The following is a 13,655-nucleotide window of genomic DNA, read 5'->3' as shown; positions in this document are numbered from 1 at the left end:
TCGTCCTTGTCGTGCGTCACTCGGCCGGGGCGGGGGCCGCGCCCGACAGGATCGTCTCGTGCCCCGGTTCGGGGTGACGCGGGATCAGCATGGCCAGCAACAGCGAGGTGCCCGCCATGCCGGCCGCCAGCAGGAACACCGCCCCGGGCGAGACGAGCCACAGATAACCCAGCAGCGCCGGCAGGAAAACCGCCGCGATGTGGTTGATGGTGAAGGCGACGGCAGCGGTGGGCGCGATGTCGCCCGGATCGGCGATCTTCTGGAAGTAGGTCTTCAGCGCCAGTGCGAGCGCGAAGAGCATGTGGTCGACCACGTAAAGGGTGGCCGCAAGCAGCACGCCCCAGCCGAAATAGTAGATGCCGCCATAGGCCAGGAAGACGATCACCAGCCCGGCATACTCGAAGATCAGCGTGGCACGCTCGCCGAACTGGAACACCGCCCGGCCCATCAGCGGGGCAAAGATCATGTTGGCGACGAGGTTGATCAGGAACAGCGCCGTGACCTCGTGCACCTCGAAACCGAACTTCTCGACCATCATGAACCCGGCGAAGACGACGAAGATCTGCCGCCGGGCACCGGCCATGAATTGCAGCAGGTAATAGAGCCAGTAGCGGCGCCGCAATATCATCTTCTTGATCTGCGGATTGGGCGCCTCGAACTGCGGATAGGCGAACATGCAGAAGATCGCCACGGCCGCGGTAAAACCGCCCGCAAGTAGGTAGACGATGTTGTAGGTCAGGCCCAGCGGCTCCCACAGGGCGACGATCAGGCCATAGGCCACCAGCGTCGCCGCCGACCCCGCCGCCAGCAACCAGCCCAGCATCTTGGGCGCGCGCAGCTTGTCGAGCCATTGCAGTTGCAGCGATTGGTTGACCGTCTCGTAATAATGGAAGCCGATCGAGCTGAGCATGGTGATGGTCAGGATGCCGCCAAGGCTCGGGAACCACGCCGTCACCGCCGTCGCCACGCCGAGAAGCAGGAGCGACACCAGCCCCAGCACCTGTTCGCGCATGAAGATGATGATGGCGATCACGCCGATGGCGAGGAAGCCGGGGATTTCGCGCACCGTGTGCAGCCAGCCGATATCCTTGCCGTCGAATCCCGCCACCTCGATGACGAAATTGTTGAGCAGCGCCGACCACGTGGCGAACGCCACCGGCATGGCGGCGGCCATCAGGAAGAGAAGCGTCACCGGGCGCCGCCAGACGGGCAGGTTGTGGGCTTCGGCAAGGGGGACGGTGCGGGTCATGCCGCTGCTTTACGCCGTAGCGCCGGGAATGGCGAGCGCTATTGACGCACAATGGCCTGTGCGTCAGGCCGTTCGTGCCGACAGATATGCCGCGACGGCCCGCGAGATCTCCGGCGCCTGCCGCGAGATTTCGCGGAGTTGGCCGTTGGGCACGGTGTGATAGGAGCAGAACCACAGCCCCGGCGCCAGCTGTTCGCCCGAGGCGACGGGGCGGCCGGTCTCGTCGAGCACGTCCGGCATGGCCCCGAGGATCGGGCGCAGGTCGACCTCGTAGCCGGTGGCCAGAAGGATCGCGTCGTACTGCGCACTGGTGTCGTCGTCGAACGTGACCAGCGCGCCCTCGATGCGCGACAGGCCGGGGCGTACCTTTATCCGGCCGCGGCGGATCAGGTCGAGCGTACCGATGTCGATCAGCGGGATACGCCCGTCCTCGCGCACCTGTGCGATGGGGCCCTTGTCGGACTTGCGCAGGCCGAGGCGGGCATAGTCGCCCATCTTCCAGCGCAGGATCGGGGCGGTGATCGCGTCGGCCACGCGGTAGGGGAAAATGCGTTGCAGCACCTCCCAGTTGCCGATGGGCCGCCCGAACAGCTCCTTCGGGAGCAGATTGACCGGGCTACGCACGGCGATGTCGACCTTGCGGCCGGCCTCGGACAGGTCGAGGGCCAGCTCGCCCCCGGAATTGCCGAACCCCACCACCAGCACCCGCTCGCCCGGCAGGTCACCGGGCGCGCGGTAGGCGCGGGAATGGATGACCGGGCCGGGGAAGCTGTCGAGGCCGGGCCACGTGGCAAAATGCGGGGTTTCCGAGACACCGGTGGCAAAGACGAGGGCGCGGGTGGCGAGTGACTCGCCCGTGGTCAGCGTCACATGCCAACCGGTTTCCATTGGTTCCGCCCTGGCCACTTCCGCATCAAGGCGGGGGTGCAGGCCGAACGCCTCGGCATAGCGCTCGAGATAGGCGACAACCTGGGTCCGCGGCACGTAGCGGGGCGCCTCCTCGGGAAACGGCAGGCCGGGCAGGGACGAGCGTTTCTTGTCGGTATGCAGCGCGAGCCGCCGGTAGTGGCGGCGCCATGCGCTGCCAACGGTATCTTCGCGTTCAAGGATCAGCGGCGCCAGCCCTTCGCCCTTCAGGCAGGCGCCCAGCGCAAGCCCCGCGGGCCCCGCGCCTATGACAATGACATCCTCCATATCCGCATTGGACGGGTGCCCCGTCGCCCGGTCAAGCGGGGTGGATCAATAAAAGCTTTGCGGGTCTATATCGACACTCAGCCGGAACTGGTTCGAGCCGCGCACCTGCCCCACCCATTGCGCCACCGGACCTTGCAGCGCCACACCCTTGGGGGCCTTGACCAGCAGCCGCACCCGGTGCCGCCCGCGCACCCGGGCGATGGGCGCCGGGGCCGGGCCGAAGACCTGTGCGCCGGCGGCGCGCAGGGGGCCATCGTTGCGGGCCAGATGGTTGCCGATGTCGAAGGCTTCCTGCATGTCGGTCGAGGAGAGGACGATGCCGGCCATCCGGCCATAGGGGGGTACGCCCGCCTGACGCCGCTCGTCGGCCTCGGCGGCCCAGAAGCCTTCCTCGTCGCCCGACAGGATGGCGCGGATCACCGGGTGTTCGGGCTGGAAGGTCTGGAGCAGCGCCGTGCCGGGCTTGTCGGTGCGCCCGGCGCGGCCGGCCACCTGGCGCATGAGCTGGAAGGTGCGCTCGGCGGCGCGCAGGTCGGAGCCCTGAAGCCCGAGATCGGCGTCGATCACGCCCACCAGCGTGAGGTTGGGGAAGTTGTGTCCCTTGGCGACAAGCTGCGTGCCGATGATGATATCGGCCCCGCCCTCGGCGATTTCGGCGATCTGCTCTTTCAATGCGCGGGCCGAGCCAAAAAGATCGGAGGAGAGCGTGGCGATGCGGGCGCCGGGGAAAATCGCGGCGGCTTCTTCCGACATCCGCTCGACACCGGGGCCGACGGCGGCCATACGGTCCTCGGCCCCGCAGCTTGGACAGACCTGCGGCATCGGCTTGGTCTCGCCGCACTGGTGGCACATCAGGCGCTTGAGGAAGCGGTGCTCGACCATCCGCGCGTCGCAATGGTCGCAGCCCACCTGGTGGCCGCAGGCCCGGCAGATCGTCACCGGGGCATAGCCGCGGCGGTTGAGGAACAGGAGCGCCTGTTCCCCTTTCGCCAGCCGCGCCTCGACCGCTTTTTGCAGGGTGGGCGAGACCCAGCGCTGTGACGGCAGGGTTTCGGCGCGCATGTCGATGGCGCGCATCTCGGGCATCACCGCCTCGCCAAAGCGGGAGGTCAGGTCGAGCCGGCGATACTTGCCCGCCTCGGCATTGGCCCAGCTTTCGAGGCTGGGCGTGGCGGAGGCCAGCACCACCTGCGCGCCGCACAGGCTGGCGCGCAGAACGGCCATGTCGCGGGCGTTGTAGAGCACGCCGTCCTCCTGCTTGTAGGAGGTGTCGTGTTCTTCGTCGACGACGATCAGGCCAAGGTCGCGGAAAGGCAGGAACAGGGCCGACCGGGCGCCGACGACGACCTGCGCGCCGCCCTGCCCCACCATCTTCCAGATGCGTCGGCGTTCGGTCATCGTGGCGCCGGAATGCCACTCGGCGGGGCGGGCGCCGAAGCGGGCATCGATCCGGGTGAGGAACTCGGTGGTCAACGCGATCTCAGGCAGCAGCACCAGCGCCTGACGCCGCTGGCGCAGGGTTTCGGCCACGGCTTCGAGATAGACCTCGGTCTTGCCCGACCCGGTCACCCCTCGCAGCAGCGTCGTGCCGTAGGCGCCGGAACGGATACCCTCTTGCAGAACCTCGACCGCCTCGGCCTGTTCGACGGTCAGGTCCACCCCGGCGATATCGGGTTGCAGCGTCGGAAAGGGCACGTCGCGCGGCGTGTCCTCTTCCCGCACGGCGCCGTGCTTCACCAAGCCCTTGACCACCGAGGAGGTCACCCCGGCCTGTTCGGCCAGTTCCTTGAGCGTGAAGGACAGCCCGCCATAGTCGCGCAGGACCTCGAGCACCCGGCGGCGGGCATCGGTCATGCGCTCGGGTTCGGCATCGCCGAGGCGATAGACCTTGCGCATCGAGGGCGGGTCGCCCAGCCCCGGCGCGCGGGTGGCCAGCCGCAGCATCGCGGGCATGGAGGTGAGCGTGTAGTCGCCGGCCCGTTCGAGGAAGGCCTGCAACTCTTTGCGCATCGGCGCCGCGTCGAGCACCCGGATCACCGAGCGGATCTTCGAGGCGTCGAAATCGCCCTTGCCCGGCCCCCAGACCACGCCAAGCACCTTGCGCGGGCCCAGCGGCACCTCGACGAAGGCGCCGGGATGGCAGCCGCCCTCGGGCGCCTTGTAGTCGAGCAGCCGGTCGAGCGGCTGCGTGGTCAGCACGCCCACCAGCTCGCCTTCGGCAAAGAATCCCGGCGCTTCGGCCACGCAATCGCTCCTTCAAGGGTTTCGGCAAATCAATCTATGGGGTAAACGCAAAGCCAACCAGACCCAAGCCGCTTGAAAGGGTGCGCCATGAAGTTTTTCGTAGATACCGCAGATGTGGACGCGATCAAGGAACTGAACGACCTCGGCGTCGTCGACGGGGTCACCACGAACCCCTCGCTGATCCTGAAATCGGGGCGTGACATCCTCGAGGTGACCAAGGAGATCACCGAGATCGTCAGCGGCCCGGTCAGCGCCGAGGTGGTGGCGCTGAAGGCCGACGACATGATCGCGGAAGGCCGCAAGCTGGCCAAGATCGCCGACAATATCGCCGTGAAGGTGCCGCTGACATGGGACGGGCTGAAGGCCTGCAACGTGCTGACCAACGAGGGGCACATGGTCAACGTGACGCTGTGCTTCTCGGCCAACCAGGCGCTGCTGGCGGCCAAGGCGGGGGCGAGCTTCATCAGCCCGTTCATCGGGCGGCTGGACGACATCAACCTCGACGGGATGCAACTGATCGCGGATATCCGGCAGATCTATGACAATTACGATTTCGAAACCGAAATCCTCGCCGCTTCGATCCGCACGGTGAATCACGCCTTCGAGGCCGCGCGCATCGGATCGGACGTGATGACCGCGCCGCCGGACGTGATCAAGAAAATGGCGCAGCATCCGCTGACCGACAAAGGGCTCGAGGCGTTCCTGAGTGATTGGGAAAAAACAGGGCAGAAAATCCTGTAGGGCGTGCTATAAAATCGAAAAAGATAAAGAGGCAGGAATGAGCAGCAGCCCAGCCATGAACGACCAGATGCGCGAGAAAATCATCTCGCAACCCGATGTCATCCTTGAGGATCAGGACCTTATGCGCGCCCTGATCGCGGCCAACGAGCGCGCGATGGGCGGAAATATCGTCGATCTGCGCGGGATCGCGATGGAACGGCTCGAGGCACGGCTTGCCCGGCTGGAGGATACGCATCGCAGCGTGATCGCGGCGGCATACGAGAACCTGTCGGGCACCAACCAGGTGCATCGCGCCATCCTGCGGATGCTGGACCCGACGGATTTCGAGACCTTCCTGCGCGACCTCGGCGGCGAGGTGGCGGATATCCTGCGGGTGGATTGCGTCAAGCTGGTGCTGGAAACGGTGCAGGATGACGAGGATCCGGCGGTGCGCAAGCTGGGCGACGTGCTGTCGGTGGCCGAGCCCGGTTTCATCGAGGATTACCTGACCGCGGGCCGGCCCGGCCAACCCCGGCAGGTCACCCTGCGGCAGTTGAGCGAGGGCGACGCGCGAATCTATGGCGCGCGGGCGCAGTTCATCCGGTCGGAGGCCTGCCTGATGCTCGATTTCGGCAAAGGCCGCCTGCCCGGCATGCTGGCCATGGGGGCCGAGGATCCGCACCAGTTCAGCCCGCAGCAGGGCACCGACCTGCTGGCCTTTTTCACCGGCGTATTCGAAAGGGCGATGCGCCGCTGGCTGTCATGATCTCCGACGCCGCACAGTCCGCGCTTCAGGGCTGGCTGCAATCGCAGAAGGCGCTGAAGCGCGCCTCGGACAACACGCTTGATGCCTACCGGCGGGACGTGTCGGGCTTCCTGGGCTTCCTGACAGAGCACAAGGGCGGCTTGCAGGGCATTGGCGCGCTCAAGTCCGTCACCCTGTCAGACATGCGAAGCTGGATGGCGCGCTGCCGCGGGCAGGAGATTGGCGCGCGGTCTCTGGCGCGGAAACTGTCGGCGGTGAAGAGCTTCTATCGCTGGCTGTCCGAGCGCGAGGATTTCGACGCCACCACGGTGATGGCGGCGAAGGCGCCCAAGTTCCAGAAGAAGCTGCCCCGCCCGCTGGCCGAGGATGCCGCGCAGGGGGTGATCGACACGCTCGACCTGCAATCGCAAGAGCCGTGGGTCGCGGCGCGGGATCAGGCGGTGGTGACCCTGCTTTACGGTTGCGGGCTGCGGATATCCGAGGCGCTTGCCCTCAAAGGTGCCGACCTGCCGCTGGGCGAGGTGCTGCGGATCATCGGCAAGGGCGGCAAGGAGCGGATCGTGCCCGTCATCGCGCCGGCGCGCGAGGCCGTCGCCGTGTACCTGCGGCTTTGCCCCTACCCCGCCGAGCCGGGTGCTGCGGTCTTCCGCGGCGTACGTGGTGGCGCGCTGGGGCCGCGGGCGGTGCAGAAGGTGGTCGAGCAGGTCCGCATGCAGCTTGGCCTGCCCGCCAGCGTGACGCCGCACGCCATGCGCCACAGCTTTGCCACTCATCTGCTGAACGCCGGCGGCGACCTGCGGGCGATCCAGGAACTGCTTGGCCACGCGTCGCTTTCCACGACGCAGGCCTATACCGCCGTCGACACCGCGCGGCTGATGGAGGTCTATCGTCGTGCCCACCCCAAAGCCTGATTGCGCCGCAGGCCGTTTTGCGTCATGACAACGCCATGACGGACAGGTTCAAGGCCCTCCTCGTTCACCTTCTGACCGCGACCGGCGCGGTGTTCGCCATGCTGGCCATGCTGGCGGCGGTGGACGAGAAATGGGACTTGATGTTCCTCTGGCTGGTGGTGGCCTTTGCCGTCGATGGGGTCGACGGGCCGCTGGCCCGGCATTACCAGGTGCAGAAGTATTCGCCCCGGTTCGACGGCGTGCTGCTCGACCTGATCATCGACTACCTGACCTATGTCTTCATCCCGGCTTTCGCGCTGTTCAGCTCCGACCTGTTGCCGGGCTGGACGGGCTGGTTCGCGATCATCGTGATCACCTATGCCAGCGCGATGTATTTCGCCGACACCAAGATGAAGACCAAGGACAACTCGTTCCACGGCTTTCCCGGCTGCTGGAACATGCTGGTGCTGGTGCTGTTCGCGGTCGAGCCGAACTTCTGGCTGATCCTCGTGCTGGTGGTGTCGATGGCGGTGGCGATGTTCCTGCCGCTGAAATTCGTGCACCCGGCGCGGACCAAACGCTGGCGGGTCGTGACGCTGCCGATCGCGGTGGCGTGGACCTTCTTTGCCGGCTGGGCGGCGTGGGTCGATTTCCACCCGGAAAGCTGGGCGCATTGGGGGCTGGTGACGACGAGCGTCTACCTGCTGTTTGCCGGGATCGTGCAGCAGATCATCCCGGAACGGCGCAAGGCCTAGAGCAGCAGGCCCGCCGCGCCCTCGTGGCGCAGGAGCCAGACCTTCGTTTCCACCCCGCCTTCACCCGAGTACCCGCCAAGTGAGGTCGCGCCGAGCACACGGTGGCAGGGGATGATCACCGGGATCGGGTTGCCGCCGCAGGCCTGGCCCACGGCCTGGGCGGGCACGCCGAGTCGCTTGGCGATATCGCCGTAGGTGAGCGTTTCGCCGAAGGGGATGGATTGCATGACCTCGCAGACCGCGACCTGGAAATCGGGCGCCTCGACAGCGAGGGGGAGGTCGAATTCCTTGCGCGTTCCGGCGAAATAGGCGTCGAGCTGTGACAGGGCCTCGGTTAGTTCGGGGCGATTGTCATGGCCTTCGGGCGCGTCCCACGTGACGCGGGTGATGGCGGTGCCGTTGCTGGTGACGGTCAGCGGGCCGACCGGGGTGGGCAGGGTTGCGGAATACATGGGCGGCCTCCTTCGGCGTTGCCGGGGAGGATAGCGCGTTTCGGGGGGCCGTGCGCCCCGATTCCTGCGCATTGGCTAGTCGCGCGGCAGGGCATCGTAATCCGGCAGCCGGTCCTTCAGGAATGTGTATCCCTCCCGCGCCTCGGCGATCTCGGTTCTGGTCACGTCGAACCAGCGGAGGTCTTCCTTGTGGGGGTCGAACAGGTGTTTCGGCCGGGTCCCATCCATCCACGGGCGGCAGAAGGCCGAGCCGCCGAAATGTGTGCCCGCCCGGTTCAGGCTGAGCAGGTAGACCTGGTTCTCCAGCGCCCGGGCGGTGATGAAGTCATGCCAGGTCGCAAAGCTCTCGTCGCGGTAATAGGCGCCGCTGTGCAGGATGATGTCGGCCCCGTGCTTCAGGGTCAGGCTGCGGGACAGTTCCGGGATGCGGATGTCGTAGCAGACGATCGGGGCGCAGGTGAGGCCGTTGACCTCGAAGGTCAGGACGTGATCGCCGCGGGTGAAATATTCCTTCTCCATCGAGGCGCCGTACTGGCAGAGATGCAGCTTGTCATAGGCGCCGAGACAGGTGCCATCCGGGGCGGCGACACCCATGCTGATGAACCTGTCGGGGCCGGCCTGTCGGGCAAAGCCGAAGACGATATGAGCGTCATGCATCTGTGCCACCCTTGCCCATGCCTGGAAAGACGGGCCCTCCAGCGGTTCGGCCAGTGCATCCAGCGCATCGAAGGCGGGGCGGGAGTAGTCGATGCTGGACAGTTCGGGCAGTACGACAAGATCGGCGGGCCGCTCGGACAGCGCGTCGGAGACCAGCCGGGTTGTCCGGGACAGGTGGGCGTCACGCTCCTCGGCGCGGGTCATGGGCGGCACGTCGATCTGGCAGGCGAGCAGGCGTAGCGAGGCGGATCCGGACATCCCGGTCATTCGGCGTTCAGCAGGACGGCTTCAACCCGGCGGTTGGTCTCGCGCCCGGCCTCGGTGGTGTTGGGGGCCACGGGCGAGAGGTAGCCCATGCCGTTCGATTCCATCTGCGCACGGGGCACTTCATAGCGCGACACCAGCCGTTCCAGCACCGATGCCGCGCGGCGGCGGGAGAGGGCGACGTTCGGGTCGAGCCCGCCCACCGTGTCGGTATGGCCGACCAGCGCGATGCGCCGCGCCGCATCGGCATTCAGGAAGGCGGCAAGCGCGGCGAGAGAATCGTACGGCCCTTCCGCCAATGCCGCCGAGCCGCTGTCGAATTCGAGGTCGGGGAGCACGACGTGCCCCTGGCCCAGCAATTGTTCGATCAGCTTCGCCGCCTCCACCGGTTGCGGCGGTGTGGCCGGCGTCACGGCACCGATCTCGCCGATCTCGATGGTGGGGGCCTGCCCGCCGCCCACGGTGACGAGTTGGAGATACCCGGTCTCTCCCGTCAGGCTTACGAGGCAGGAGACGTATTCCGCGGCGGCCCCGTCCTTCTTGCGGGCGGACAGGAAGCGGAAATCGAACAGGTCGACGAACATGTCGGGCGCGGGCAGGACGCTGATGTTGAAGCGGAAATCGAAGCCGCCGCATTCCCGGTCGGCGCAGTCGAAGAGGATTTCGTAGCCCGCCTCCTGCAGCTGGTCGCGCAGCGGGGTCAGCAGCTTGAGCGTCGTCAGCCCCTCGCCCTCGATCCGCCAGGCCTGGCGGGTGACAAGGCCTTCGACGTCGATCGAGGGGACCTTTCCGTCGGCAAAGGGGCCGGTGGGCAGCAGGTAGGACTCGGCCGCGCTCTGCTCTTCGCGGGTCAGGTCGGCATCGCCCGGCACGGTCAGGTCGAGCGCCTGCGCCATGCAGGCGCCCCCGGCCAGAAGCGGGAACAGGAGAAGGAGGCGCTTCAGCCCGGCCAACGGCGTCAGCGCGCCTGGGCGTGGTGTTCGGGGTTGGGCTGCATCCCCGTCGCGCTGGCCACGCGGTTCGACATCGAGAAGAAGCCGACGACGCTGGCAATGTCCCAGATATCGCGGTCGGAGAAGCCCGCATCGCGCAGGGCCTGCCGGTCATCCTCGATCACCTCGGCGCTGGCCTTGGTCACCTTCTCGGCGAAGGACAGCATGGCGGTCTGTTTCGCATCGAGGTCGGCCATGCGCCAGTTCATCACCATCGCCTCGCCCAGTTCGGGCTTGCCCGAGAGCGCCCGCACGGCCGCGCCATGGGCCACCTGGCAGTACCAGCAGCGGTTGATGGAGGAGACGACCACCGCGATCATCTCGCGCTCCAGCTTGGTCAGCCCGCTGTCGGCCAGCATCAGGTCGTTATACATGGCCGTGAAGGCGTTGAGCTTGTCGATATCGAAGGCGTAGGCCTTCAGCACGTTCGGCACCATGCCCAGCTTGTCCATGCAGACGTCGAAGTATTTCCGCGTCTCGGGCGGCAGCGGGTCGGCCATCGGCAGATCGAGGGCGGTGGGCTGATCGTCTTGGCTCATGACGGGCTGTCTTCCTGTAGTTTGCGGTAGTGGTACTGTCCCACAACCCCAAGGCCGAGGGAAGCATAGAGGGCGTTGGCGCCGGTGTTGGCCTGTGTGCAGAGGGCCGAGATGAACGTGCCGCCGTTCTGCACCGTCCAGAGCGCGGCCTGGCGGCAGGCGCGCACGGCGACGCCCTTGCGGCGCATCGCCTTTGGCACTTCGAGTGCGTGAATCATGCCGACGCCCGCATGCAGGCCGACAAAGGCGGTGGCGGCGGGGGTGTGTTCGAACCGGCCGATGATCGAGGTCTTGGTGGCGGCGACCCGGTGCATCACCGCGATGCGGCCGGGGCCGATGCCGCCATCGGCCCACATGTCGATCTGGATCGCCAGCGGCTCCCACACGGCGTAGGCCTTGGCGCGCGGGCCGGCCTCGTCGGCGAGGGGCTGGGCCGGGCCGATCCAGAGGTTCACGGGGTCGACCACCTTGTAGCCGCGCGCATCGAGCATCGTGTCGAGCGCGTCATCCCCCCTGCGGATCATGAAAAGCGGTGTCTGGCCAAGCGCGCGCATCGCATCTTCGGCTTGCGGCAAGTCGCCCTCGGTGACCGGGCCGTTCGCCGTGGCGGCCGAGACGCGCTGGCCGCCGCCCTGCCCTTCGCGGATCGTCCAGGGACCGGCCTGCGTCATGGCGGCGGGGGCCCATGTGGCGTCGATCACGCCGTAGAGGGTTTCGATGTCGGGGGTCATTCCGGGAACGCCTTTTGCAGCTCGGCCATCGCGGCGTCGAGCCTTTCGGAATCGGGCCCGCGCAGCACGACATTGGCGCCGAACGCCCCCTCGCGCTGGAACGGATAGGAGCCCATGGACAGGTCCGGATAGCGCTGTGCCAGCTCGGCCAGCGGGCCCGCGATGTCGCCCTCGGGCCGCATGATCTGTAGGGTTTGCGACAGCACCGGCGACCCGCCGGTGATGGTCGGCAGGACGCTTTCCAGCATCGCCTCGAAGATGCGGGGGACGCCGGCCATGACATGCACGTTGCCCAGCGTGAAGCCCGGCGCAATGCTGACCGGGTTGTCGATGAGCGTGGCGCCCTCGGGAATGCGGGCCATGCGCAGGCGGGCCTCGTTCAGGGCCTGGCCGCTTTTCTCGTAATGGGCTGCAAGCAGGGCGCGGGCATCCTCGCGCACGTCGATCGGGGTGTCGAAGGCGCGGGCCACGTTGTCGGCGGTGATGTCGTCATGGGTGGGGCCGATGCCGCCCGAGGTGAAGAGGTGATCGTAGGTGTCCGACAGCGTTTTCACGGCGTTTGTGATGGCGTCGGGGTCGTCGCTGACCACGCGCACCTCGCGCAGGTCGATGCCGCGTTCCGTCAGCACCTTGGCGAGGTGGTGCATGTTGGCGTCGCGCGTGCGGCCCGAGAGGATTTCATCCCCGATGACGAGCATGGCGGCGGTGGGGTTGGGCATCGGCGGCCTTTCTTGAACGGGTCGTCAGATCGGTATAGGCCCTGATTCATGCGCTTTCAAACCCCTCTTGAGCCGGCGCGGCTTCTTCGCCGGTACAAACGGTTCCTGGCCGATATCCGGCTGGAAGCGGACGGGCGCGAAGTGGTGGCGCATTGCGCCAATCCGGGCTCGATGATGGGGCTGGCGGAGCCGGGAATGCGCATCTGGGTCGAGCCCAATGACGACCCGAGGAAGAAGCTGAACTATGGCTGGCGGCTGGTGGATCACGGCAATGGGCATTTCACCGGGGTCGATACCGGGCTGCCGAACCGGGCGCTGAAAGCCGCGTTGGAGGCGCGGGCGGTGCCGGGGCTGGAAGGCTATGGCACGGTGCTGCCCGAGCGGAAGTACGGCGCCGGCAGCCGGATTGATTTCCTGTTGCAGGAGAAGGGGTTGCCGGATGCCTACGTGGAGGTAAAGTCGGTCACCCTGTCGCGGCAGGCGGGGCTGGCGGAGTTTCCCGACAGCGTGACGGCGCGGGGGCGCAAGCACCTGCTGGAACTGGCGGAAATGGCGCGGGCCGGGCACCGGGCGGTGATGCTGTTCCTGGTTCAGAGGACGGATTGCGCGGCGGTCACGCTGGCGGCGGATATCGACCCGGCCTATGCCGCGGCCTACGAAGCGGCCAGCGCGGCCGGGGTCGAGACCATCTGCCTTGGCTGTGCGATCACCCCCGACGCCGTGGACGTGGCGGGGCCGCTGGCGTTCACTCCGGCCGGGTGAGCTTGACCGAGGGGTCGTAGGTATAGACCACGCGGTGCTGTTCGCCGTTGGGTTCCGGCGCCCAGGACGAAACGAACGTGCCCATCTCCCAGATCATCACCTGTCGGCTCTCCGGGTCGATATAGACCGTGTCGGAGGAGCCGTACCAGATGCCGCCCATCTCCTCGTTCGGGTCGGATTTGGTGGTGAAGCTGTAGGAGTGGTAGCTGGCGCCGTCGACCTTGACCGTGCCGTGGCAGGTGACAGCGGTCACGTTGGCCTGTCGCTGCTGCCGGTCGGCCTCGTGCTGGGCGCGGCGGTCGCCGGTGAAGCCCTGTTGCGGGGTCCAGGGACCGTTTTCGCCCGGGCCTGTCCAGATATCGTTGTCGATCGCCATCGTCATATGGGCGCCTTCGACGCCGGCGATGGTGCGCAGGGGCGTTTCGATGATTGATTGGTAGACCTGTGTCACGTTCCCGTCGGCATCGCGCACGGTGTTGACGTGGCGGTGCTGCGGGCGCTGGTAGGCGTCGAGCGGGGCGCCGGTGGCCCAGAGGGCCTGAACCTCGGCGAGGCAGTCATCGGCCCGGACCGGGGCCGCCGCAGAGACAAGCAGGGCAGAGGCTAACAGGTGAAAAAGCTTGGACAATCCATTCATGGCACTACCTTTGGTCTGACAATGATGGCAGATTACACCGGAACCGCGTGGCGCAGAAGGCCGCAGGCGGGCCCTCTGGCGCAT

At 67.0% G+C, this 13,655-nt stretch carries 15 protein-coding genes; 5 read left to right on the top strand and 10 right to left on the bottom strand.

Annotated features, from left to right (window positions below; translation table 11 throughout):
* Positions 1-16 precede the first annotated feature (16 nt).
* The 3 genes from ACO07J_RS15760 to ACO07J_RS15750 all read right to left on the bottom strand — a co-directional run bounded on the left by ACO07J_RS15760 (position 17) and on the right by ACO07J_RS15750 (position 4,687).
* Positions 17-1,249 (bottom strand): MFS transporter, encoded by a 1,233-nt coding sequence (locus tag ACO07J_RS15760; protein WP_422030653.1) that lies wholly within the window; start codon positions 1,247-1,249, stop codon positions 17-19.
* 63 nt (positions 1,250-1,312) lie between these two features.
* Positions 1,313-2,443 (bottom strand): flavin-containing monooxygenase, encoded by a 1,131-nt coding sequence (locus ACO07J_RS15755; RefSeq protein WP_422030651.1) that lies wholly within the window; start codon positions 2,441-2,443, stop codon positions 1,313-1,315.
* A gap of 45 nt (positions 2,444-2,488) precedes the next feature.
* Positions 2,489-4,687, bottom strand: a complete 2,199-nt coding sequence (locus ACO07J_RS15750; RefSeq protein WP_422030649.1) for a primosomal protein N' — start codon at positions 4,685-4,687, stop codon at positions 2,489-2,491.
* An 87-nt stretch (positions 4,688-4,774) separates the two neighbouring features.
* Here ACO07J_RS15750 and fsa point away from each other — a divergent pair, with 87 nt between their 5' ends.
* From fsa to ACO07J_RS15730, 4 genes are read left to right on the top strand one after another with little or no spacing between them, the layout of a single operon-like run.
* Positions 4,775-5,428, top strand: a complete 654-nt coding sequence (gene fsa / locus ACO07J_RS15745) for a fructose-6-phosphate aldolase (protein WP_300896445.1) — start codon at positions 4,775-4,777, stop codon at positions 5,426-5,428.
* Positions 5,429-5,465: 37 nt separating this feature from the next.
* Positions 5,466-6,173, top strand: a complete 708-nt coding sequence (locus ACO07J_RS15740) for a DUF484 family protein (RefSeq protein WP_422030647.1) — start codon at positions 5,466-5,468, stop codon at positions 6,171-6,173.
* A complete protein-coding gene (locus ACO07J_RS15735) occupies positions 6,170-7,084 on the top strand; it encodes a tyrosine recombinase XerC (protein ID WP_422030645.1) in 915 nt (304 codons plus the stop codon). The genes ACO07J_RS15740 and ACO07J_RS15735 overlap by 4 nt, the downstream gene beginning before the upstream one ends.
* A 35-nt stretch (positions 7,085-7,119) precedes the next feature.
* Positions 7,120-7,818 (top strand): CDP-alcohol phosphatidyltransferase family protein, encoded by a 699-nt coding sequence (locus ACO07J_RS15730; RefSeq protein WP_422030643.1) that lies wholly within the window; start codon positions 7,120-7,122, stop codon positions 7,816-7,818.
* Here ACO07J_RS15730 and ACO07J_RS15725 read toward each other — a convergent pair.
* From ACO07J_RS15725 to ACO07J_RS15700, 6 genes are all read right to left on the bottom strand, one after another.
* Positions 7,815-8,270 (bottom strand): methylated-DNA--[protein]-cysteine S-methyltransferase, encoded by a 456-nt coding sequence (locus ACO07J_RS15725; RefSeq protein WP_422030641.1) that lies wholly within the window; start codon positions 8,268-8,270, stop codon positions 7,815-7,817. The two genes, ACO07J_RS15730 and ACO07J_RS15725, sit on opposite strands and share 4 nt — an antisense overlap.
* Before the next feature lie 75 nt (positions 8,271-8,345).
* Entirely contained in the window at positions 8,346-9,185 is an 840-nt protein-coding gene (locus tag ACO07J_RS15720; protein WP_422030639.1) for a carbon-nitrogen hydrolase family protein, read from the bottom strand.
* Positions 9,186-9,190: 5 nt separating this feature from the next.
* Positions 9,191-10,144, bottom strand: coding sequence for an OmpA family protein (locus tag ACO07J_RS15715; RefSeq protein ID WP_422030637.1), 954 nt, complete (start codon positions 10,142-10,144; stop codon positions 9,191-9,193).
* Between the two features lie 5 nt (positions 10,145-10,149).
* Positions 10,150-10,722, bottom strand: a complete 573-nt coding sequence (locus ACO07J_RS15710) for a peroxidase-related enzyme (protein WP_422030635.1) — start codon at positions 10,720-10,722, stop codon at positions 10,150-10,152.
* A complete protein-coding gene (locus tag ACO07J_RS15705; protein WP_422030633.1) occupies positions 10,719-11,453 on the bottom strand; it encodes a GNAT family N-acetyltransferase in 735 nt (244 codons plus the stop codon). Before ACO07J_RS15705 ends, ACO07J_RS15710 begins: the two co-directional genes overlap by 4 nt.
* Positions 11,450-12,172 carry a competence/damage-inducible protein A gene (locus ACO07J_RS15700; RefSeq protein ID WP_422030631.1) on the bottom strand — a complete coding sequence of 241 codons (723 nt, stop codon included), beginning with the start codon at positions 12,170-12,172 and terminating at the stop codon, positions 11,450-11,452. Before ACO07J_RS15700 ends, ACO07J_RS15705 begins: the two co-directional genes overlap by 4 nt.
* A 48-nt stretch (positions 12,173-12,220) precedes the next feature.
* Between ACO07J_RS15700 and sfsA the strand changes: the two genes are divergently transcribed.
* Positions 12,221-12,934 (top strand): DNA/RNA nuclease SfsA, encoded by a 714-nt coding sequence (sfsA, locus tag ACO07J_RS15695; RefSeq protein ID WP_422030629.1) that lies wholly within the window; start codon positions 12,221-12,223, stop codon positions 12,932-12,934.
* Here the strand turns inward: sfsA and ACO07J_RS15690 are convergent.
* Complete coding sequence (locus ACO07J_RS15690) at positions 12,918-13,571, bottom strand: hypothetical protein (RefSeq protein WP_422030627.1); 654 nt, start codon at positions 13,569-13,571, stop codon at positions 12,918-12,920. The genes sfsA and ACO07J_RS15690 overlap by 17 nt on opposite strands.
* Positions 13,572-13,655: the final 84 nt, after the last annotated feature.

Source organism: Roseovarius sp., from assembly GCF_965228755.1.
In the GTDB taxonomy this organism is placed as follows: domain Bacteria; phylum Pseudomonadota; class Alphaproteobacteria; order Rhodobacterales; family Rhodobacteraceae; genus Roseovarius.
The sequence above is the reverse complement of the archived record's forward strand: the minus strand, read 5'-3'. Positions and strand labels throughout refer to the sequence as shown.

Bases quoted from the DNA above. Each gene is read 5' to 3' on its own strand.
- ACO07J_RS15760 (WP_422030653.1), bottom strand. From the start codon at position 1,249: ATGACCCGCACCGTCCCCCTTGCCGAAGCCCACAACCTGCCCGTCTGG.
- ACO07J_RS15755 (WP_422030651.1), bottom strand. From the start codon at position 2,443: ATGGAGGATGTCATTGTCATAGGCGCGGGGCCCGCGGGGCTTGCGCTG.
- fsa (WP_300896445.1), top strand. From the start codon at position 4,775: ATGAAGTTTTTCGTAGATACCGCAGATGTGGACGCGATCAAGGAACTG.
- ACO07J_RS15740 (WP_422030647.1), top strand. From the start codon at position 5,466: ATGAGCAGCAGCCCAGCCATGAACGACCAGATGCGCGAGAAAATCATC.
- ACO07J_RS15735 (WP_422030645.1), top strand. From the start codon at position 6,170: ATGATCTCCGACGCCGCACAGTCCGCGCTTCAGGGCTGGCTGCAATCG.
- ACO07J_RS15730 (WP_422030643.1), top strand. From the start codon at position 7,120: ATGACGGACAGGTTCAAGGCCCTCCTCGTTCACCTTCTGACCGCGACC.
- ACO07J_RS15725 (WP_422030641.1), bottom strand. From the start codon at position 8,270: ATGTATTCCGCAACCCTGCCCACCCCGGTCGGCCCGCTGACCGTCACC.
- ACO07J_RS15720 (WP_422030639.1), bottom strand. From the start codon at position 9,185: ATGTCCGGATCCGCCTCGCTACGCCTGCTCGCCTGCCAGATCGACGTG.
- ACO07J_RS15710 (WP_422030635.1), bottom strand. From the start codon at position 10,722: ATGAGCCAAGACGATCAGCCCACCGCCCTCGATCTGCCGATGGCCGAC.
- ACO07J_RS15705 (WP_422030633.1), bottom strand. From the start codon at position 11,453: ATGACCCCCGACATCGAAACCCTCTACGGCGTGATCGACGCCACATGG.
- ACO07J_RS15700 (WP_422030631.1), bottom strand. From the start codon at position 12,172: ATGCCCAACCCCACCGCCGCCATGCTCGTCATCGGGGATGAAATCCTC.
- sfsA (WP_422030629.1), top strand. From the start codon at position 12,221: ATGCGCTTTCAAACCCCTCTTGAGCCGGCGCGGCTTCTTCGCCGGTAC.
- ACO07J_RS15690 (WP_422030627.1), bottom strand. From the start codon at position 13,571: ATGAATGGATTGTCCAAGCTTTTTCACCTGTTAGCCTCTGCCCTGCTT.